Origin of the sequence: Francisella noatunensis subsp. noatunensis (genome assembly GCF_009823375.1) — a bacterium.
GTDB classification, from domain to species: domain Bacteria; phylum Pseudomonadota; class Gammaproteobacteria; order Francisellales; family Francisellaceae; genus Francisella; species Francisella noatunensis.
Genome location: NZ_WBSX01000005.1, coordinates 1 through 22,221, shown reverse-complemented (window position 1 = coordinate 22,221; position 22,221 = coordinate 1). Strand labels below are relative to the sequence as shown.

Sequence of the window (22,221 nt, the reverse complement as noted above, 5' to 3'; positions counted from 1 at the left end):
GCGATTTATTATGTCAAAAATTGCTGTAGTTTTCCCAGGTCAAGGATCACAAAAGCTAGGAATGCTTCAAGATTATTATGAAAATTTTGAGACTTTTAGAAATATCCTAGACGAAGCAAAGACACACCTGAGCTACGATTTGTGGGATATTATACAAAATGATGAGTCAACCTTAAATAAAACAGAGTTCACTCAGCCAGCACTGCTTGCTACAAGCTATGCTATATATAAAGTTTTAAAAGAACAGAAGCCAGAACTACAAATAGAGTACTTCGCTGGGCATAGCTTAGGAGAATACACTGCTCTACTAGCGGCCGAGTGTATCTCATATAAAGATGCTCTACAATTAGTATCAACTCGCGGAAAATTAATGCAAAGTGCCGTCACTGACAAGGAGTGTGCTATGAGCGCAATCTTAGGACTGTCAAATGAAGATGTTATAAGTAGCTGTCAAGAGGCATCTGATGCAGGGATTGTTGAAGCAGCAAACTTTAATTCAACTGGCCAAGTAGTAATATCAGGTGAAAAAGCTGCTGTTGAAAAAGCTAACAAAATAGCAAAAACAAAAGGAGCTAAAAGAGCTCAAATTCTAGCTGTAAGTGTACCCTCGCACTGCTCACTTATGAAAGCCGCAGCTGATAAATTTGAAGCAGCACTTAACAATGTCGAGTTTAAAAAACCTACGACTGCCATAGTACAAAACTTCGATGCGATGTCACATGAGACACCAACAGAAATAAAATCAGCGGTTATTAAACAGCTTTATAAATCTGTGCTTTGGACTCAATCAATAGAAGAGCTAGTTAAGCTTGGAGTTACCGAAGTTATTGAATGTGGGCCTAATAAAGTCTTATCGGGATTAATAAAAAGAATTGATAAATCACTAGCTATCAAAGACACTAATAGTGTTAATAGTCTAGAAAATATTTAAAAGGAGATAATATATGTCTTTAAATGATAAGATTGCTCTAGTTACAGGAGCTAGCAGAGGAATTGGTTTTGAAGTTGCTCAAGCAATAGCAAGCAAAGGAGCTATGGTAATAGGTACAGCTACTAGCCAAGGTTCTGCAGAAAAGTTTGAAAATGAAATGAAAAGCAAAGGATTCAAGGCAAAAGGTCTAGTTTTAAATATCTCTGATATTGAAAGTATTCAAAATTTCTTTGCTCAATTAAAAGCTGAGAACCTAGCTATAGATATTCTAGTTAACAATGCTGGAATAACTCGTGATAATCTAATGATGCGAATGTCAGAAGATGAATGGCAATCAGTTATAAATACTAATTTAAGCTCTATTTTCCGCATGTCAAAAGAATGTGTAAGAGGCATGATGAAAAAAAGATGGGGCAGAATAATCTCTATCGGCTCTGTAGTTGGCTCTGCTGGAAACCCAGGACAAACAAACTATTGTGCTGCTAAAGCTGGGGTTATTGGCTTTTCAAAGTCATTAGCCTATGAAGTTGCAACTCGCAATATTACAGTAAACGTTGTTGCACCAGGTTTTATAGCTACAGACATGACAAACAAACTTACAGATGAACAAAAATCATTCATAGCTATTAAGATACCATCTGGTCAAATGGGTGAACCTAAAGATATTGCAGCTGCAGTTGCTTTCTTAGCTTCTGAAGATGCAAAATACATAACAGGACAAACTATCCATATAAATGGTGGAATGTATATGGCTTAAATTTTGCAAAGTTATTGCAAAAGTGATTAAAAAATAATATTATTGGATGTGAATAGTAATTTTAATTTTTTCAAAACAAAAATAAGAAGGAAAAAAACATGAGCGCAAATGAAGTATATGCTAAAGTTAACTCTATAATCGTTGAGCAATTAGGTGTTAAAGAAGAAGATCTTAAACCAGAAGCTTCTTTCATCGATGACTTAGGTGCTGACTCTTTAGATACAGTTGAACTTGTAATGGCTCTTGAAGAAGAATTTGATACTGAAATCCCAGACGAAGATGCTGAGAAAATCAGAACTGTTAAAGATGTTTACGATTATATCGATTCTAAAGTAAACTAATCAAAATTAATCTCTAAAGTCAGTACGATTTGTGTTCGTACTTTTTTTCTAAATGAATATAAACAGGTTAATTTAAATTATGAAATCTAATCGTAGAGTAGTTGTTACTGGCCTTGGTATGGTAACACCTTTAGGAAATGATGTCCCTACAACTTGGGCTAATATCTTAGCTGGTAAAAGTGGTGTAGAGACGTTAACAGGATTCGATACGCCTGCTCCAGATATTAGCGAGTTTAAAGTTAGATTTGCAGCAAGGATTAAGAACTTTGATGTAAATACACTTGTAGGCAAAAAAGATGCTAAAAGAGTAGACCCTTTCTGCTACTACGGTATCGCTGCTGCTAACGAAGCTCTAAAGGATGCTGGCATTGATAAAGTATCTGAAGAAGATTCATATAAGTTTGGTGTTTGTGTTAGCTCTGGTATCGGTGGTATCGAAACACTAGAAACTACTAAATCTGTAATAGATACTAAAGGACCTTCTAAGATATCTCCATTCTGTATCCCATCATCTATTGTTAATATGCTATCTGGTATTATTTCAATAAATCATGGTTTACGTGGTCCTAACGTTCCTATAGTTACTGCTTGTACTACTGGTACTCATAATATTGGTATGGCTGCTAGGCTAATCGCTAGCGGTGATGCTGATGCTATGCTTGCTGGTGGTTCAGAAAAAGCTAGTAATGCTATTGGTATGGGTGGATTTGCTGCTGCTAGAGCACTATCAACTCGTAATGACGATCCTCAAGGCGCTTCTCGTCCTTGGGATAGAGATAGAGATGGTTTTGTTCTTGGTGATGGTGCTGGTGTTGTAGTACTTGAAGAATATGAAAAAGCTAAAGCGCGTGGTGCTAAGATATATGCTGAAGTAGTAGGTTTTGGTATGTCAGCTGATGGCTATCATATGACAATGCCATATGCTCCAGGTCAAGAAAGATGTATACAAAATGCTTTAGCTGATGCTGGTCTTGAGAATGATCCTGATGCTATTAACTATATAAATGCTCATGGCACTTCTACTCCTCTAGGTGATGTACAAGAGTCTCAAGTAGCAGAAAAAGTAATTGGTCAATATAGAAAAGATCTAGTAATGAGTTCTACAAAGTCAATGACAGGACACTTATTGGGTGCTGCTGGTGCAATTGAATCTATATTCAGTGTACTCTCTATAAGAGATCAAATAGCTCCTCCAACAATCAATCTACATAACTTAGATGATGGTTGTAACTTAGATTATGCCGCTAATGCTGCTAAGAAAATGAAGATTGATTATGTACTTAACAATTCTTTTGGATTTGGTGGTACGAATGGGTCTGTAATTTTCAAAAAGATTTAATCAAAAGACCTCTAATATTTAAAGCTAATTAAATGGCCACAAATGTGGCTTTTTTATATATAAGGAATGGCAATCATGCAAATCCACATTATAGATTTAAAATATTTAGTCAATGAAGATAAGGTCGCAGCTGTAAGACCTCTTCATAGAGAGTTTCTGGATATAGGATATGAGAAAGGTATCCTTCTAGCTTCAGGACCTAAATCAGATAAAACTGGTGGAATCATCCTCGCTAAAGGAGATATAGAAGATATTAAAAAGTTTATTGAAAATGATCCTTTCTATACAGGCAATATAGCTCAGTATAGCTTTAATACTTTTGATGCTGTCAAGCATATAAAAGAATTAACTAATTAATGAAAGTACCATACATCATTTCTCTCTTCTTACCAAAACCTGTGTCTTTATTAACTTTAAAATTACATTATTAAATTTGTATATATTTTAGTCCAGGCTTAGGATCATAAACACTCAAAAGTTTTTCATGCCCTGTTATACCATTTAGTGCTATAAATATCTCTTTTAAATCACATGGTGAAATAGGATATTTTTCAAATGAGATATATTCTAATTTAGCATTATTGGGAACTAAGTATTCCCAGAGATTCATAGTTAGAATAAAATTTAATCCAGTACCAAAACCAGTTTCACAAACTCTAAAGATCTGATAATCAGCTAGCTTCTTAAATCTCTGTTGTAAAAAGTTATGCTCTAAATAATTATATGCGCTTTCATCAATCCCAGATATACTAGAAAAATAAAAATCATCAAACAATTCTGATTTTGGAGTATTATCTTGCCATATTATTTTTGTATACATATATCACTTATATTTAAATAAATTCGTCCGAATAATTAACAAGATTAGTATCTTGCTAAAAATAATTACTTATGCAAAAATAATCATTCTATATCCTCACAATATAAAATCAACATGGAAAGTGGAACAAACAACACATCGTCATTTAAAAATAAACTACTAATAACTTTTATATGTTACCTTTGTTACTTTTATACAGCTAATGTAGTATTAGTTACTGGGGCTGTCATGAAACCCCTATCTGAATATTTTAATAACAGCAATATTGGTTTTGCATTCACATTTATTAACGTAGCAATGTGGTTTGCTATCTTAATTATTGGTATTTTGATGAATAGATTTTCAATAAAACTACTACTTGTAGCAGCTGTGGCTATTGGTGTTATTTCATCACTTATAACTGCTATTGTACCATCTATGTTCACACTTAAAATACTACTAACTTGCGTGGGTATAACAGGCGGATTATTTATGGCAATAGCAAGCTATATGATTGTACATATTTATAACGATCATAAAATTAGAGCTATGAATGTAATTTTCACAGACTTCTTTTTTAGCTTTGGTGGAGCTTTAATTCCAATATTTGCAGCTTATTTGATTACCCAAAACTTCCAATGGTATACTATTTACTCAATCCTACAAATAACTGCTATTATTATTCTAGTTTTAGTTATTTTTTCTGATTTCTCTATACTAAATAGACATAAAACAGTAAATGACGTAAATACAAAACTAAGCTTTTCATCTTGGAATTTAAGCTTATATTGTATTGCTTTTGCAGCATTTTTGTTTCTACTAGCTCAATTAATAATGACTAGTTATGCTCAATCATATTTCCAAGAAATATTAGGCTGGGGCACGATTGATGCAAACAAACCACTTTCTTATTTCTGGACTGCCCAATGTGTAGGGTTATTTATAAGTCCACTTATAACAAGATTCGTACCATTAAGATATATTTTACCTACATTTATGTTAGTTGGATTAATCGCATTATCTGGCATTTTGTATATCCATGATATGAGTACAGTAATCAAATCAGCTATTATATTTGGTTTATTTAACTGCTATATATATGCAGGTTTACTAGCTTATGGAACTTTTCAAATGAAGAATGCTCCTCCAACTCTTATTACGACTATTCTTTTATTTGGTACAACGGGTACAGCGCTATCTACAACAACAGGTGCTTTTATAAATAAATATTTAGGACTTACTAACGTAATGCATTCTGTAGTTATTTTTTATATAATATCATTCATACTTGTAATATTAGCTGTTATATTCTCAAAAGAACAAAAAAACGCATAAGTCTCAAGATATAAATTTTTCTAATAATAGATATAAATACTTTTAGTTATAAAATAGTAGTCTGATAGTATATATTTATACAAAACTTATTTTAACTAACGATAGAAAATCATGAAAAAACATTTCACTCAACCGATGATTCTAGGCGTACTGTTAATAGCAATTCTTGCTGGCATAGCCTATTTATAGCAAAGATCCCTGCAGGAATTAGCCCATTAATTATAGGGATTGTGCTAGGTATGGCACTAACTCATACACCAGCAAGTAAAATTATTCATAAATGGAAAGAAGGTATTGTATTTAGTGCAAAGAAAATCCTTAGATTTGCAATAATCTTTTATGGCTTCAACCTAACCTTTCAATTAATAGCATCTGTTGGCTTAGCTGGGCTTTCAGTATCAATAATCATGCTAGTTTCTACCCTAGTAATAGGTATTCTAAGGTATTTGGCTTAGATAGAGATAAGCTCTATTCTAGTAGCTGCTGGTAGTGCTGTGTGTGGTGCTGCTGCTGTATTAGCTACCGAAGGCACATTAAAATCTGAACCGTATAAGGCAGCTATTGGCTGTAGGTACAGTTGTATTATTTGGAACAGCTGCGATATTCTTGTACCCTATTCTAATGAAAGCTGGTCTTTTACGTCATATGACTGATGCTCAATATGGTATTTTTGCAGGTGGTTCAATACATGAAGTTGCTCAAGTTGTAGCTGCTGGAAGTGGTGTAAGTGCTCATGCTGAAGAAGTTGCTGTGACAGTCAAAATGATCCGTGTGATGATGTTAGCGCCTATGCTAATCGTGATAGGTATATGGATAGCTAAATCTGCTGCAACTGTAGGTGGAGTAAATGGATCAAAGCCTGAAAAAGGATCAATTAAAAAAATCATTCCATGGTTTGCTATTGGTTTTATAATAGTTGCTGGCTTTAACTCTTTAGATTTACTACCAGTAACAACTGTTAGTAGTATCAGAATAGCTGACCAATTTTTATTAGCTATGGCGATGACTGCTTTAGGACTTGAAACCCATGTATCTAAATTTATCCAAGCTGGAATAAAACCTTTAGTCTTAGGGTTAATATTATTCGCATGGTTATTTTTCGGCGGTATAGCAATCACTTATGGTATTACTAGTATAATATAGTCTCTTATTTGACCAAAACTATCCTATTTTGAAACTAAATAATGTATCATATCTAAAAATAATAATCTGACAATTTTCACAACAAATGAAACCTATTCTTAATGCTGTAACAACTATTGCTAGAAAAGCAGGTAAAATTATTCTACAAGCTCAAAATGATCCTAGTACTATCCAAATTTCTCAAAAATCTGATAATACAACTGTATCAAATGTTGATGTAGCAGTAGAAAATTTCATCATCGACAATATCAAAAAATCTGGATTCAATGACTATTTCATAACTGAAGAAAATGGTGAATTTGGTAACAAAGATAGTCGCTTTACATGGATTATTGATCCTATCGACGGTACTAATAACTTTGTCCATGGCCTGCCACACTGCTGTATTTCAATTGCAGCAAAAAAAGATAATGATATCGTCTTAGGTGTTATTTATAATCCATTCTTAGATTTAATGTTTTGTGCATATAAAGGACAAGGCGCCCTACTTAATGGTAAAAAAATTAGAGTTGCTCAGAGTCAAGACTTAGAGAAGACTTTAATTTCAGCATCTCTTAAATACTCGCGTAGAATATTTAAAGATACTTATGTTGCTGAACTTATCAAACTTCAACAAATGATTTCTGGCTATAGATATTCTGGAAGTATAGCTATGGACATGGCTTACTTAGCGGCTGGTTATATCGATGGATTATGGGCTTGTGGTAGTGTCAAAATATGGGATTTAGCAGCTGGATATATAATCATGAAAGAAGCTGGTGCTATAGTTACTGACATTCATGGTAGTAGCAATCTTGAATCTGGTCTAATCGTAGCAGGCAACAAAAAAGTCCAACCTAAGCTTATCAAAATTTTAGCAAAACATATCAAATAATGAATACCCGTGCTGTTGCAGCTAAGTCAATTTTAGATATCATTGATAACAGATACTCTCTGTTAACTATAGAACACAAGCTTATTGAATATAATTTATCAGATAAAGATAAATCGTTCGTAAAACTATTATGTTATGAATTCTTTAGAAATTATTATTCTTTAGAAAATGTAGCTAGTTTATATTTAGCTGAAAAAACTAAGCTAAAAGCTAAAATATTAGTAATGCTGGGTATCCTACAGATTTTTGAGATCAATCAACCTCATTATGCTAGCATTAATGAAACTGTAGCAGCTTGTAAAAATCTAAAGATACTATGGGCAAAAAAACTTGTTAATAGTGTACTAAGACAAATAGTTCGTGATTTAGAGGATATTACGCCGAATTATACAGAACATAAAACTCATGATCTTGCACAATGGCTTAGTAATATGCTTAAAGAACAATACCCTATTGATTATCAAAAAATAGCTAAAGCTGTAAACTCAAAAGCAGATATGTTTATTCGCCTGAACGAAGCAAAAGATCCTCAATATGTTATTGATTATTTTGATAAAAACAATATTAGCTATTCAAAAACTGAACTAAAGAACTGCATCAAATTAGATAAAGCTATTGATGTTAAAAATAATACTCTTTTTCAACAAGGTTATTTTAGTGTTCAAGATATATCCGCTCAGTATATGGGACATATTATTAATGTCCAAAATAATGATATTATTTTGGATGCTTGTGCTGCTCCTGGTGGCAAAACAACTCATATCCTAGAATTAGCTCCACAAGCTAAAATTACAGCTATAGATATTATTGATAAACGCCTAGAATTACTTAAAGAAAATGTAACAAGAATAGCCAAAAATAATCATGTAAATGTAATAAAGCATGATCTGACACAACCTCTAGCCGGACAGTATAACAAAATCATCATAGATGCCCCATGTTCTGCTCTTGGCACACTTAAGAGAAATCCCGACATCAAAGTATTAAGAAAGCCTCAAGATATAAAATCCATACAAACACTTCAAACTCAAATACTTGATAATCTATGGTCTAATAATCTTCTAACTAATGGCTATCTGCTATATATTACATGCTCAATATTACAACAAGAAAATCAATTACAAATAAAAAATTTTCTATCAAGACATAAAGATGCTGAAATTATAGAAATTAAAATTCTAGAAAATTATAAAACTGATTATGGTTATCAGATATTACCTACAGAAAATAAAGGTGATGGATTTTATTATTGTTTGATTAAGAAGATTTCTTCTTAGCTGCAATTCTCTCAGCTGCTTCCTTTGGAGATATGGACAATTTTAATCTGTTTAATTTATATCTATTATCAAAGAAAATATCATCTATTCTATCATCAATAATAAATCCTAATGCTGTATAAAATGCTAGAGAGTGCATATCAGAACAATAGACATAAGCAGTATCTATATCATGATTTTCAAATAAATACTTAACCATTGCTTCACCAAGACCTTTGCCAAAAAAGCTTGGCAATACAGGAGAAAATAGTAACTCCTTATCTCTAATGCATACAAAGCCTACATTTTTATCATCTACAACTTGGACAAAACACTTAGTTTCTGGCGTATCGAAATATTTTTGTTCTAGAATTTCAACTTCTTTATTTATCTCACTCGTTGTTAAAAATTCACAGATTGTAGATATACACTCTTTCCATATATTTAGCATATCTTTGAAATCTTTAGATGTTGCTTTTCTTATTTTCATAGTAACCCTTTAATAATTTTGTAAGTGATTTAATAAAAAGTATCCACAATTTAATTCTATGATAAAGCACAGAAGTTGTAAACTGTTATTAAATACTACCTAAAAAAGCTCTATGAGTAAACTTTTTATCTAATGACAAATTATTAGGGTGTGAGCCAGACTCACCTTGAGGAACTTTTAGACCATACTCACCATAGAAATCTATCCAGTACTTGGATACTTCAATATCATTAGTTGCAATATAGTTAAGGCTATGCTGAGCAAAATATTTATCCTCACACACACTGTTAAAAGCTACATGAATTAATTCTGAACAATAGAGTTTGCCTTTTATATTCGGTAAAAACAAATCATTATAAGCAAAATCTATAAATTCACTAGCATTATTAACTACTTCCTGTAAAAACTCCTTACTCTCTGATACACGAGCCACTAGAGTTTTCTTATTTGAATATTTAAATAATTTAGCTCGTATAACTCCTGCAACAGGAATAGCTTCTATAATATTTCCATTGCCTATATATAAGGCACAATGATAGTAACTATAACCACCAAATCCTGTAGACAAACTAGAAATGTTTTTCTCAGCGTCATCTACTATGAAAACTACATCACCGATTTTTAAGTTATTAATCTTCATAACAAATTTTGCAAATCTTCTTCAAAAATAACCTCAACACCTAAATCTTGAGCTTTGGTAAGCTTACTTCCAGCATTATTACCACAAATAACCATATCAGTTTTTTTAGAGACACTTGAGGTAACTTTTGCACCCATTGATTTAAGAAGTTGTGTCAATTCTGTACGGTTATAGTTTTCAAAAGTTCCTGTAATAACAATTGTTTTATTTGTAAAACTCTCATTATGCGCTTGCTCAATTTTTTCTGGATTTTGGATACTAATAGAATTGCCCAATAGTTCATCAACAATTTGTACATTTAGGGAATCTTGCCAAAATGAAACAATATTTTTAGCAATAATTTCACCAATATCATTAATCTCTATTAATTGCTCAAATTTAGCTTCACGGAAACTTTCTAAACTACAAAAATGATTGGCTAAAGCTTCTGATGATACCTCACCAACATCTTTAATCCCTATTGCAAAAATAAATCTTGCTAAGCTTGGCTCTTTACTTTTTGTGATAGCGTCTAAAACATTTTGCGATGATTTAGCACCCATTCTTTCTAAGCCTGTCAATTGCTCAAAATTAAGTTTGTAAATATCAGCTGGATACTTGATCAAATCTGCAGCAACAAGTTGCTCAATTAGTTTAGCTCCAAGCTTATCAATATCCATTGCTTTACGTGAGACGAAGTGCTTCAAACGCTCAGTAGTTTGAGCTTGACAATGCCATCCTCCTGTACAACGATATATAGCCTGATCGTTGATATTCTCAATTGCTGAATCACAAACTGGACAATTTGTTGGCATTTCAACCATCTGTGCATCAGACTTACGATATTGTGGTAAGCTTTTGACCACTTCTGGAATCACATCCCCTGCTCTACGTACGATTACTCTATCACCAACTCGGATATCTTTGCGTTTAATTTCATTGATATTATGCAAGGTTGCATTTGAAACTATCACACCACCAACTGCTACCGGCTTAAGTCTTGCAACTGGTGTAATTGCTCCTGTTCTGCCAACTTGAAACTCTACATTTAGAACTTCTGACTCCACCTCTTCAGCTGGGAACTTATATGCTATAGCCCACTTAGGTCCTCTAGCAGTGTAGCCGATAATATCTTGTAATTTAATATTATTAACCTTAAAAACTAAACCATCAATATCATAAGCTAAATCAGCACGCTGATGACTCATCTTATGGTGATACACCTCAACTTCTGAGAAGTTTTTTGCCAAAAACATATTATCACTGATAGTAAAGCCAAAGCTTTGTAATAGGTTCATAAGCTCAAATTGAGTTTCAGGATGTACAAAGTCTTTAGAAAAGTAGCCAATACCATAGCTATAAAGCTTAAGTGGTCGCTTCGCTACAACTTTTGAGTCAAGCATACGAATACTTCCAGCTGCTGCATTACGCGGATTTGCAAAAGTTTTATTCTCATGAGTTTGCATATACTCATTAAGAGATAGATAACTTTGCTTATCTAAGATAATCTCACCACGAACTTCTAGTTCTTCTGGAGGATTTGAAGTATTTAGTTTAAGTGGGACATTACGGATGGTTTTGACATTTTCGGATACTTTTTCACCCTGAATACCATCACCACGCGTAACAGCATAATCAAACTTACCATTTTTATAAAAGATACTAATAGCCAAGCCATCCATTTTAGGTTCACATTCAAGCTCAATGTCGTACTCTATTTTGTCATAAAAATCACGCAACTCCTCTAGACTAAAAACATTTGCCAGAGATGTCATTTTCTTCTTATGTTTGATAGTTTCAAATCCTGCTAAAACATCACCTCCAACACGATCTAATACTGAGTTTGATGGCTTAAGCTGCGGATTATCATCAACTAAATCTTGTAATAATCGGAATAACTTATCATAGTCTGAGTCAGTAATAACTGGCTTATCTATAGTATGATACAAATAGCTTTGTTCACCTAGATACTCTGCAAGATCATCAACATATGATTTTAATTGTGCTTTAGTTAAAGTTTTATAGTCTATAGAGATAAAATCACTCGGAGTCATTACAAGAAAAGTTTATCATAATTTTTTATAGTGATTATTTTATACTAATTTAGTAGCTTTTGCATAAGAGAAAGAGCTCTAGATTTGTGAGCTTTCTTATTTATTTAACTTAGGTAAATATGATAATAATGCTATCAAAAGATTGTATGATTTTTTGCAATATGTTATAAATCTGCATTACAAAAATAAGACTGTATACAATTTTGTAACGGTACTTATGATTTGTAAATAATATTGACCTTTTAAAAAGGCAATAATCACAGTTTTAGTTTAATTAAAAAATGGACTTGATTTATGCAACAGGTACCTAGATATGTCATTGTCGGCAACGGCAATGTAGCAGCACATATGTGCTGTTATTTTGAATGCTTAAAACTAGATTTCAGACAATGGTCTCGAAATGACTCGTTAGATCAGCTTGATAAATTATTAGATAATGCAACTCATGTTTTAGTCTTAATCAAAGACTCTGAGATACAAAATTTTGTAGATAGACATCTCACAAATAAATCAAAAAGACTAATAGTAATTCACTTCTCTGGTCTTTTGGATATCGAAAATGCTTACTCAGCACATCCTTTACAAAGCTTCCCCGATAAGAACCTATACTCTTTAGATGAGTACAAGTCGATTGCCTTTGTAACTTGTGATAGAAGTATCGCATTTGGTGAGCTTTTACCTAAGCTACCTAACGCTAATTTTTGTATCGATAAAAGTCAAAAAGCGTACTATCACGCAATGTGTGTTTTAGCCAATAATATAAGTACATTAATCTGGCAGAAATTCTATACAGAAATGAAAAATCGCTTTGGTATAAATCAAGAGATCTAACACCATTTTTAGAAACCACTTTTAAAAATATCAAACATAATCATCATGCCCTATCAGGACCAATAACTAGAGGAGATAGCCTTACTCTACAAAAGGATCTCAACACTTTAATTGATGATGATTTCTATGATGTTTTTAGAGCCATTGTTAATCAATTTTCAAACAAGGAGAAAAGATGAAATGAAATCAGTTTTAGGCTTCAAAAAAGCTAAAGCAAATCGAGAAAAAATCTCGATGGTAACTTGCTATGATTATACTTTAGCTAAAATTATAAACTCAACAGATATCGATTGTATACTCGTTGGAGATAGTGGTGGTATGGTATTATTGGGTAAAAAAATACTACCTATACAACTCTAGCTGATATACAGTTCATGACTCAAGCGGTAGCTAATGGTGCTACAGATAAATTCATAATCGCTGATTTGCCATTTATGAGTTATCGCCAATCATTAGAAACAACAATGCAAGCTGTTACAGCACTGATTCAATCAGGAGCTCATGCGGTTAAGCTTGAAGGTAGTTCAGGAAATTTAGATATTATCAAACATATCGTAGATTCTGGTGTTCCAGTCATGGGTCATATTGGTATGACTCCTCAATTTGTAAATAGTTTTTGTGGTTTTAAAGTTCAAGGTAAAACTGAAGAAGCTGCTAAGCACTTACTTGAAGAAGCAAAGCTTCTTGAGCAAGCAGGATGTTTTTGGATAGTTGTAGAATGTATACCGACAAATATTGCTAAAAATATTACACAAAATTTAGATATCCCAACAATAGGTATTGGTGCTGGTAGTGATACTGATGGTCAGATTTTAGTTCTCCAAGATATGCTGGGTATGAATACTGACTTTCAACCAAAATTTGTCAAAAAATATATAAGCGCATCTGAGATATTTTCCGAGGCTATAAATACGTATGTAAAAGAGACGAAAGCTAATATTTTTCCAACTAAGGAGTATAGCTATGATTATTGCTAAAAATATTGAGCAATTTAATTTGCTAAGAGAAAGTTTCACTAAAGATCGAAAATAGGCTTTGTGCCAACAATGGGTGCGTTACATAGTGGTCATATAAGCCTAATCAAAAAAGCTAAATCAGAAAATGAAATTACTATTGTCAGTATATTTGTAAATCCAACTCAATTTAATAATCCAAATGATTATCAAACATACCCAAACCAAATACAGCAAGATATACAAATATTAGAATCTCTTGATGTCGATATATTATTTAACCCTAGTGAAAAAGATATCTACCCAGAGGTAACCCATTGAGAATACAACCTGAGCTTGAAATTGCGAATATCCTAGAAGGTAAAGCTAGACCTGGACATTTCAGTGGTATGCTAACTGTAGTACTAAAGCTACTACAAATCACTAAGCCTGATAATCTCTACTTAGGCGAAAAAGACTATCAACAAGTTATGCTAATCAAACAACTTGTTAAAGATTTTTTTATCAATACAAAAGTCATAATCTGCCCAACACAAAGAGAAGCAACAGGGCTTCCTCTTAGCTCTAGAAATAAAAATCTAACATCTAATAACATAGCGATTGCTAATAAGGTATACGAAATACTTAGACAAGATAATTTCTTAGACTTAGAAGAACTAACTAATAAGATTAATTCTACTGGTGCAAGAACAGAATACATTCAAAAACTTAATAATAGAATATTTTTGGCATTTTACATTAGTAAAGTACGTTTAATTGACAACTTCCTAAAGGAGACAGGACCATCATGTTAATTTCAGTTTTAAAATCAAAAATCTCATACGCTACTGTAACTGGCAAAGATTTATTTTATGTAGGTAGTATCACTATTGATAGTGAGATAATGAAACAGGCAAATATTATTGAAAATGAGAAAGTACAAGTAGTAAACTTAAACAACGGTGAGCGTCTTGAAACTTATGTAATCAAGGGCGAACCAAATAGTAGAACTATCGCACTAAACGGCCCTGCTGCTAGAAGATGTGAAATAGGTGATCAGCTGTTTATAATTAGTTATGCGCAAATTGATCCTACTAGAGAAAATATAAAACCTAAGCTTGTTGACCTAAAAACCGGAGAATAATAAATGATAGTATGCATAGATATTGGTAACTCACATATTTTTGGTGGAGTATTTGTAGGAGATCAAATTAAGCATAACTTTCGCTACCCTTCTACTACTCCGTGTACCTCCGATACGCTAGGCATATTTCTGTTATCATTCTTTGAAAGGAAAAAGCTTGATATCGAAGATATTGAAGCAGTTGTACTTTCATCTGTTGTTCCTCATCTAGAGTATTCTGTCAATTCTGCTTGTAAAAAATATCTAGGAATAACACCTCTTGAGTTAAAACCTGGGGTAAAAACAGGATTAAAACTCGATATCAAAAATCCTCTAGATTTAGGTGCAGATCGTGTTGCAAACTCAGTTGCAGCTATCTCTAACTTTCCATCTAAAAACATTATCATTGTTGATTTTGGTACTGCAACAACTATATGCGCTATCAAGCAAAATAAATCTTATATAGGTGGTGCAATTCTACCTGGAATCAATCTATCAATGGATAGCCTATCGCAAAAGACTGCAAAACTATCAAATGTGACTATAGCAAAACCTAGCTCTGCTCTTGGTAAGACAACTATATCTCAAATTCAATCTGGTCTTATATATGGTCAATTAGGAGCTATAAAAGAGATAGTTAGTAGAATCTCTCAAGAAAATTTCTCAGATCAACCACCAGTATTAATTGCAACTGGAGGTTACTCTCATCTATTTGAAAAAGAACAATATTTTGATGTAATTATTTCTGATTTATTACTTCATGGGCTTAGAATAATTTGGCAAATGAATAAATAGCTTCTACGTTTTTAATTGCTCAAGCTGACTAATTCACTAATATTTGAATTTCTCTTAATATCTTTCTGAGCAATATCTTTTAAGCTACTTTGTTCAGATATGATAGTTAATTTATGTTTCGCTCTAGTAATAGCTGTATACAAAAGTTGCTTACTTAGCGCTTCATTATCTTCTGCTGGAAGAATAATCACGATCTCACCAAACTCTGAACCTTGAGTTTTATGAATTGTCATCGCATAAACACTTTCATATTTTGGTAGCATATTTAAACTAAAAGCCTTAGCATCTTTACCATCAAAATATGCTCGAAGCTTACCAGTATCATCTGGCCAGATAATCCCTACATCTCCATTGAATAATCCCAAAGAATAGCTATTTTGAGTTATCATAATTGGTTTACCCTTATAGTTAGAATCTATAGGCTTGGACATAAATTTCTCAATTTTCTGATTTAACTTATCTGTACCAATTTCTAAATTTTTATTAGCTACAAGTATTCTAAATTTATTTAGCTCAGTAAGAGCTTCTTTGTAATCACTACATTTTTCAAGCTGTGAATATCTCTTTGCATAATCTCTTAAATAAGTATCTAAATTCCTTAGGCTATGAAAATTAATATTCTCATTTTGATGATTATCAATATTAATATCACCTTTTAGAACTGAGGCTGCAAGATTATTTATATATTGTTGTGAACGATAGTTTTTGATAAGTAATGTTGTATATGGCGTAATATCACCATCTCTATGGTGTGTAAAGTTTGCCAAAAGACTACCAGCCTCAACTGATGGTAACTGATTAGTATCACCTATCAAAATTAGCTTGGTATCCTCCTCTACTGCTCTAATCAACTTAATAAAAATATTCATATCTAGCATCGAAGCTTCATCAACAATAATCACATCGTATGGTGCTTTTGATTGTTGATTATATTTAACATAAGTAGAGTTTGGTCTTAAGCCTAAAAATCTATGTATAGTTTGAGCTTCTAGATTAAATAATCCTAAATAACTATCATTGTCTACCCTTTTATTTAACACACTATTTAAGGATTCCGTCATTCTCTGAGCAGCCTTACCTGTTGGTGCTAAAAGAGCTATTCTTTGCTGATTTTGATTAAGCATTTGTATAGCAAGTAAAAGTTTTGCCACTGTAGTTGTCTTACCTGTACCTGGTCCACCTGAGATAATACTAAAATTATAATTTAGACTTTTGATAACTGCTTGTTTTTGCCAATCTATCTCATCAGCAGGTTCAAATAGCTTATCTACAACTTCTTCAATATGGTTATCTTGTTGAGTATTTTGGATAGTTCTAGATTTTATAAAGTTAGCTATTTCAACCTCATAATTCCACAATCTTTTGATATATAGGGAATCATACTCTTTAGCAAAATATATAGGTAATTTATCATAATCTAAAGACTCTAAAATACTTACAATTTCATCAAAACTTGGCATTTTAAAGCCTACTTTAGCATCGCTCTGAGTGCTTTGCTCTGAAACAAAAATAGTTTTATTTGATATATCTGCTATCTTCAAACAGCTATGACCATGGCTATATACATGCATAAGCTTTATCAAAATATGGAATAAAACTTCATTACTTTTTTGTTCCAAATCATTCCCCTTCGCTCCGTGAAGGGGTGGATATAACTCACTTGATAAAGTGGTCACAGACGGGGTAGTCTTTTTGACTAAAAAAAATACTTCTTTAGCAAAGAAAAAATCTATAGCTCTAATATCTGCTAATTGCTCACAAGCTTGATGGAAAGTTTTATACATGATAGTCATCTCCATTAAATAGATTAGCAAGCTTATTAATAATCTCTAAGCTTGGTCTAGCTCGATAAACCCCATAGCCCTCTTTCATACCTCTAAGATAGAAATAATATACTCCACCAAAATGCTTTTCATAATTATAACTTTCAATATTTTGTCGCAGGTACTTATCCAAAGCAACGCTATATATTAGATACTGCAAATCATAAAAGCTACTTTGATTTTTCTCCTGCATAGCCTGCTGATTATAATCTTCTAATTTATCACCTAGATAGTTTGACTTATAATCTACCACATAAAATTTGCCATCATATTCAAAAATCAAATCAATAAAACCATGAAGCATACCAAAAATCTTTTGACTTGCAAATTCATCATGATCAATAGCTTGATTACGATATTCTGCTAAAATTTTGATAATATTTTTCTTATATAGTTTTTCATTTGTTATAGGAAAATAAAACTCAGCTTCTTTAAAGATTTTTGTATTTCGAATATCTTTTAAGCAAAAGCTTTTGCTGTCATCTATAGATCCCGTGGTCAAGCCCGACGGAATACCACCTGTTTTCATACTTATTGAAAATCGAATTGGAGCGACTAAACATTCTTCTAACCATACTTTAAGCTTATCAAAATCTTCTGCAGCAACTACTTTATATCTATCCATTTGCTCTTGTAAAAGATTATTATCTATCTTGCCTAGGCTAAAATCCGTATGCTCTAAAACGTTATGCAAAATATTACCAATATCCGCTCCTTTGGAAGCTGTAAATCTAAACTCTAATTCCTGCTGAGATTTTTGAGCACTATCATCTTCTGACTCATCGTTTTCTTTTTCTAATGCGGTATTTTGAACTTTTGACTTTGATATTTTTGAGAAAGACAGCATCTCCCAACTATCATTTGCTAACTTATTAATATCATTCGCTTTGAGGTTTTGTAAAGTATTATGGTCAAATTGGTCATTTGTAATTAAATTCTCACTTTCATAAAAATGACTTGTAGCTACATCTATAAGCGAACTTTGATTAGTAGGATTTGTTGTTATATTTTGGATTTTCTCTAACCAATCATCATCTTTTTGATAACCTAAAAATCTTGCTAATGGTGATTTTTCGCTATTACTATATTTTGCAACTCCAATATAACATCTATGCTCTGCACGTGTGACAGCTACATAAAACAGGCGCATTAATTCCTCTATAACTTCATTTTCTATTTGTGGTTTTATACTGTCATCCTTACCAATTTTATAGACTGTCTGTTTAAGGTGTTTATCATAGTATTTAGAGAAATCACCAACTTGAAATTTCTTTGAGCTTACATAACTTGCAAATGGTATAAATACAACTGAGTACTCAAGCCCTTTTGAGCCATGAATTGTAATTATCTTAATCAGGTTATCATCACTCTCTAATCTAAGTTCGCCCTCACTTGTAGCTGTACTATTTAGCTGTTGGTGATACCATTTGATTAGCTGATTTGGATGCTTATATTTATTCTCAGCTACTTTTATAAGCTCGGCTAAATGGAGAATATTTGTAATAACACGTTCTTTTGAGTCCGATCTTTGAGTGAAATTCTGATGTATAATTTGCATAATAAATGTCATAAAACCATATTTATGCCATTGTTGTCTTAGAGATTTAGCTTTTTCTATCTCTTCGTCCCATGCTGAGACATCATTTTCATCAATATAACTAATAAACTTATCAGCACTACCACCAAGTAAACTAGTTGATAATGCTCTTTTTAGCATAGATTTATTTTCGAGATCGTTTATACCTTCCATAAGAGCTAATATCTCTTTAGCCTCTTGACTATGATAGACATTATCGCGCTGGCTGAGATATACTGAGCTTAGTTTCTTAGCTTGTAGGGATTTTTGAATAACCTTTGCTTGCTTACCATTCTCTACCAAAATTGCGATATCACTTTCTACAACTTTTTTAGAATTTAATAGCCTTACGATTTCATTTGCTGTCCATACTGATAAATTACTATCGATATCACTTTTACTATCATCTTCAGCCACTTGATAATAGAAATAATTTATTGGTTTAAGGTTATCATCGAAGTCTTTTGCTTTCTCATTTGCCTTTAGCGATGCTTTGACAAGTTGATAGCCTATACCATCGCTAAAAATATTAGCCCCAACTTGCCCCTCTTCTTCTGGCTGATAATCCTGTTTATAAAAAAGTCTATTATAAGCCTTTATCATCTCGCTAGTTGAGCGCCAGTTAGTATCCATACTCCACTGATTGTCAATAGAACAACTATCTTTAGCTTTTAGATATGTAAAGATATCTCCTCCTCTAAAACCATAGATTGCCTGCTTTGGATCACCTATCATTAGGAGCAGAAGATTGCTATCGTTCTGATCAGAGCTACTGTCATACTCGCGTAGGCGGGTATCTTTTAAATTTAATCCATTGGTAAAAATATTCCCACCTTCGTAGGAATGACTACTATTCTTCAAAGGATAAATAGTATCCAAAATCTTATACTGCTCAGCATCGGTATCTTGAAACTCATCAATAAGAGCAACTGGATATTGATGTTGCAATGTCTTGACTAAATCTGGTGACTTTTTGACACTTTGACAAAGTTTAGTAATCAAATCATCAAAGTCTAAAACACCCTTTTGTTCTTTTGCCTTTGCAAGATCTTGGCGGATTTGTAGGCAGGCTTGTTTGATAAATTGGGCTGCGTCAAATTTTTTCTTATAATCGTCTATATCTTTAATTTTTGAATATTTATCTTTTAATGCTTTAATTTCTTCAAAAACTTCAGCGATATCATCTCTACCACGATAACGATTACTATTTATAAAAGCTGATACTTCTTTAGGCATTAAACTAAGCTGACTATCGTTAGCCCAATTCTCAATAATTTGCCATTCCTCAATTCTTTTGTTTTTATCTTTATGTTTGATTATAAGACTTTCAAATATAAAAGATTTATTCGCTTCTAAATTTACAAAAACCTGCTGTTTCTCTTTTGCTAATTTTTCTGTCTCTTTCTCAAAAGTATCTGCCGATATCTCATAATTAGCTCTAACAACATTTCTTAACTTATCCAAAAACATATCTGGAGTATGTAGCTTATATGCTTGCAAATATTCAAAGTTGGTTTTGTTTTTATTGATATATTTTCTAAAAAAATCCTCAACTACTTTTTGCAAAATATCTGAAGTATCGACCTCCATAGAGACATCCATCTCCATACCGCTTGCAAAAGCTTGCTCACTCAAGACTTTTTTACAAAATCCATGAATGGTAAAAATAGCTGCCTCATCTATCTCAAGCAATGATCTTTTTAGATGCTTATAGTTCTCATCACCTTTTTGTATCAGCGTTTCTTGTCCTTTTATAGAAACTTTGACTTCTTTGCCTTCAGAAATATTCTCAAGTACATCTCTAATCTTAGCTTCTACTCTACCAATAATCTCTTGGGTAGCATCTTTGGTAAAGGTCATAACTAGTATCTGACTTGGTAAAAGTCTCTTCTCTACTAATAAGCGAATATATAACTCGGTAATATTAAAAGTCTTACCGGTACCAGCACTAGCCTCGATAATATGGCGATCCTGTAAAGTTATTGTGTTTGCATCTAGATTAGTCATATTAACCAATTATAATTTTCAAGAAAGTCTTTGAGATATTTTAGCAAATTACTAATTTAAAAAATTATCTATCTTTGAAACCTTGGGATTTATCAGAGTTATTTGCTCATATATAAATCAATTTTAATTTTATGATGTGACTCAAAATACTATTTCTTGGCTAAATATCCACGTGTTAAAATAAACTTGTTTGGTTCGTTATATTATATGGAGATTATTTATGGCTGATAATTATGTTCGTGGGGGAACTATCTTAGCATCTATTCTAAAAGAAAAAGGTGTTGAAAATGTCTTTACTCTAGCTGGAGGATTTTGTAATGCTGGTCTAGAGGGTATGATAAAATATAATATAAGAACGATTAACTGTCCACACGAGCAAGTAGCTGGTTTTCTTGCAGATGGCTATTGTCGTTTAACTCGTAAACCTACTTGTTTGCTTTGTAGGTCCTGAAGGCTTTGCAAATACTGTAGGAGCAATGATTGAAGCATGAAGTGAAAGAACTCCAATAATATATATCACATCATCTAGTACACTAAGAAGAAAAGGTGCTGGAGGATTCAAAGAGATAAATGATGTTGCAATCGCAGAACCTCTAACAAAATATAGCGTAATGGTAACAGATGGTCTAAGAATTAGAGAAGTTGTTGACAGAGCTTGGACTATAGCGACTAATGGTTATCCAGGAGCTGTTCACATTAGTATACCTGTTGATATTATGTTTGCGTCATTCCCAGAAGATGCTGGTAAAGATGAAAGACCAATCAAATGGCATAATAAACCAACTCATAGAGCATGGCCAGATCCTGAAAGATTAGCTGATATTTTAGATATAATTCAAAATGCAAAAAAACCTGTGTTTGTAGTCGGACACGGTGTATGGTGGTCTCATGCTGAGAAGGCTCTAGAGCAAGTCAGCTCTGAGCTAAATATACCTGTATTTAATATGTCTGAGCACAAAAAAATATTGCCACAAAATGCTAAAGCATATATAGGCTTTACAGATGAGCATCAAAATCCAGCCGCTGGTTATGCATTTAGTGAATGTGATGTAATTATGAGTTATACTCGAATCTAGTGTATGATGAAAATCTAATATAGAAATAAGCGGTGTATTCGCAGCAGAATGATAGAATTATTTTGCAAAATATAAACTCTTAACTGAGGAATACACACATGACAAAAAGTAACATAATAG

General features: G+C 32.6%; 18 protein-coding genes and 5 pseudogenes. 17 read left to right on the top strand and 6 right to left on the bottom strand.

Annotated features, from left to right (window positions below; all coding sequences use genetic code 11):
- Positions 1-10: 10 nt before the first annotated feature.
- The 5 genes from fabD to F8C69_RS01045 all read left to right on the top strand — a co-directional run bounded on the left by fabD (position 11) and on the right by F8C69_RS01045 (position 3,725).
- On the top strand, positions 11-931 hold the full coding sequence (gene fabD, locus F8C69_RS01065) for an ACP S-malonyltransferase (protein WP_159183863.1): 921 nt from the start codon (positions 11-13) through the stop codon (positions 929-931).
- A 13-nt stretch (positions 932-944) separates the two neighbouring features.
- A complete protein-coding gene (gene fabG, locus F8C69_RS01060) occupies positions 945-1,688 on the top strand; it encodes a 3-oxoacyl-ACP reductase FabG (protein WP_159183862.1) in 744 nt (247 codons plus the stop codon).
- Positions 1,689-1,786: 98 nt separating this feature from the next.
- On the top strand, positions 1,787-2,029 hold the full coding sequence (acpP, locus tag F8C69_RS01055) for an acyl carrier protein (protein ID WP_004287370.1): 243 nt from the start codon (positions 1,787-1,789) through the stop codon (positions 2,027-2,029).
- Positions 2,030-2,108: 79 nt separating this feature from the next.
- Positions 2,109-3,368: a beta-ketoacyl-ACP synthase II gene (gene fabF, locus F8C69_RS01050; RefSeq protein WP_159183861.1), complete on the top strand. Its 1,260-nt coding sequence runs from the start codon at positions 2,109-2,111 to the stop codon at positions 3,366-3,368.
- Between the two features lie 75 nt (positions 3,369-3,443).
- On the top strand, positions 3,444-3,725 hold the full coding sequence (locus F8C69_RS01045; RefSeq protein ID WP_159183860.1) for a YciI family protein: 282 nt from the start codon (positions 3,444-3,446) through the stop codon (positions 3,723-3,725).
- A gap of 165 nt (positions 3,726-3,890) precedes the next feature.
- On the opposite strand, the pseudogene F8C69_RS01040 reads toward F8C69_RS01045, so the two are convergent.
- Positions 3,891-4,188: pseudogene (locus F8C69_RS01040) on the bottom strand (tRNA (5-methylaminomethyl-2-thiouridine)(34)-methyltransferase MnmD); the annotation flags it as partial.
- A 114-nt stretch (positions 4,189-4,302) separates the two neighbouring features.
- Between F8C69_RS01040 and tsgA the strand changes: the two are divergent.
- The 5 genes and pseudogenes from tsgA (at position 4,303) to rsmB (ending at position 8,796) form a co-directional block, all read left to right on the top strand.
- Complete coding sequence (gene tsgA / locus F8C69_RS01035) at positions 4,303-5,502, top strand: MFS transporter TsgA (protein ID WP_159183859.1); 1,200 nt, start codon at positions 4,303-4,305, stop codon at positions 5,500-5,502.
- 239 nt (positions 5,503-5,741) lie between these two features.
- Positions 5,742-6,155 (top strand): annotated as a pseudogene (locus F8C69_RS11245) (putative sulfate exporter family transporter).
- Positions 6,064-6,645, top strand: a complete 582-nt coding sequence (locus tag F8C69_RS11240; protein ID WP_372357482.1) for a YeiH family protein — start codon at positions 6,064-6,066, stop codon at positions 6,643-6,645. The pseudogene F8C69_RS11245 and the gene F8C69_RS11240 overlap by 92 nt, the downstream one beginning before the upstream one ends.
- Positions 6,646-6,730: 85 nt before the next feature.
- The gene (locus F8C69_RS01025) at positions 6,731-7,519 is read left to right on the top strand and encodes an inositol monophosphatase family protein (RefSeq protein WP_159183858.1); all 789 of its coding nucleotides are present in this window, start codon (positions 6,731-6,733) and stop codon (positions 7,517-7,519) included.
- Positions 7,519-8,796: a 16S rRNA (cytosine(967)-C(5))-methyltransferase RsmB gene (rsmB, locus tag F8C69_RS01020; RefSeq protein ID WP_159183857.1), complete on the top strand. Its 1,278-nt coding sequence runs from the start codon at positions 7,519-7,521 to the stop codon at positions 8,794-8,796. The genes F8C69_RS01025 and rsmB overlap by 1 nt, the downstream gene beginning before the upstream one ends.
- Here rsmB and F8C69_RS01015 read toward each other — a convergent pair.
- The 3 genes from F8C69_RS01015 to ligA form a co-directional block, all read right to left on the bottom strand.
- Positions 8,777-9,265: a GNAT family N-acetyltransferase gene (locus F8C69_RS01015; protein WP_159183856.1), complete on the bottom strand. Its 489-nt coding sequence runs from the start codon at positions 9,263-9,265 to the stop codon at positions 8,777-8,779. The two genes, rsmB and F8C69_RS01015, sit on opposite strands and share 20 nt — an antisense overlap.
- 88 nt (positions 9,266-9,353) lie before the next feature.
- Positions 9,354-9,905: a YiiX/YebB-like N1pC/P60 family cysteine hydrolase gene (locus F8C69_RS01010; RefSeq protein WP_159183855.1), complete on the bottom strand. Its 552-nt coding sequence runs from the start codon at positions 9,903-9,905 to the stop codon at positions 9,354-9,356.
- Complete coding sequence (ligA, locus tag F8C69_RS01005; protein ID WP_159183854.1) at positions 9,902-11,938, bottom strand: NAD-dependent DNA ligase LigA; 2,037 nt, start codon at positions 11,936-11,938, stop codon at positions 9,902-9,904. Before ligA ends, F8C69_RS01010 begins: the two co-directional genes overlap by 4 nt.
- Before the next feature lie 294 nt (positions 11,939-12,232).
- On the opposite strand from ligA, the pseudogene panG reads away from it, so the two are divergent.
- The 5 genes and pseudogenes from panG to F8C69_RS00980 all read left to right on the top strand — a co-directional run bounded on the left by panG (position 12,233) and on the right by F8C69_RS00980 (position 15,619).
- Positions 12,233-12,948, top strand: a pseudogene (gene panG / locus F8C69_RS01000) (2-dehydropantoate 2-reductase PanG).
- Position 12,949: 1 nt separating this feature from the next.
- Positions 12,950-13,746, top strand: a pseudogene (panB, locus tag F8C69_RS00995) (3-methyl-2-oxobutanoate hydroxymethyltransferase).
- Positions 13,733-14,516: pseudogene (gene panC / locus F8C69_RS00990) on the top strand (pantoate--beta-alanine ligase). The pseudogenes panB and panC overlap by 14 nt, the downstream one beginning before the upstream one ends.
- Positions 14,510-14,845 (top strand): aspartate 1-decarboxylase, encoded by a 336-nt coding sequence (gene panD / locus F8C69_RS00985; RefSeq protein WP_042523693.1) that lies wholly within the window; start codon positions 14,510-14,512, stop codon positions 14,843-14,845. The pseudogene panC and the gene panD overlap by 7 nt, the downstream one beginning before the upstream one ends.
- Positions 14,846-14,848: 3 nt before the next feature.
- On the top strand, positions 14,849-15,619 hold the full coding sequence (locus F8C69_RS00980) for a type III pantothenate kinase (protein WP_159183853.1): 771 nt from the start codon (positions 14,849-14,851) through the stop codon (positions 15,617-15,619).
- Positions 15,620-15,630: 11 nt separating this feature from the next.
- Here F8C69_RS00980 and recD read toward each other — a convergent pair whose 3' ends face one another.
- Both recD and recB read right to left on the bottom strand, forming a co-directional pair.
- Positions 15,631-17,403 carry an exodeoxyribonuclease V subunit alpha gene (gene recD, locus F8C69_RS00975; protein WP_192189624.1) on the bottom strand — a complete coding sequence of 591 codons (1,773 nt, stop codon included), beginning with the start codon at positions 17,401-17,403 and terminating at the stop codon, positions 15,631-15,633.
- On the bottom strand, positions 17,396-21,025 hold the full coding sequence (recB, locus tag F8C69_RS00970; protein ID WP_159183871.1) for an exodeoxyribonuclease V subunit beta: 3,630 nt from the start codon (positions 21,023-21,025) through the stop codon (positions 17,396-17,398). The genes recD and recB overlap by 8 nt, the downstream gene beginning before the upstream one ends.
- 220 nt (positions 21,026-21,245) lie before the next feature.
- Here recB and F8C69_RS10945 point away from each other — a divergent pair, with 220 nt between their 5' ends.
- Entirely contained in the window at positions 21,246-21,476 is a 231-nt protein-coding gene (locus tag F8C69_RS10945; protein WP_252988783.1) for a thiamine pyrophosphate-binding protein, read from the top strand.
- 160 nt (positions 21,477-21,636) lie between these two features.
- A complete protein-coding gene (locus tag F8C69_RS10940; protein ID WP_328598602.1) occupies positions 21,637-22,101 on the top strand; it encodes a hypothetical protein in 465 nt (154 codons plus the stop codon).
- The last annotated feature ends 120 nt before the right edge of the window (positions 22,102-22,221 follow it).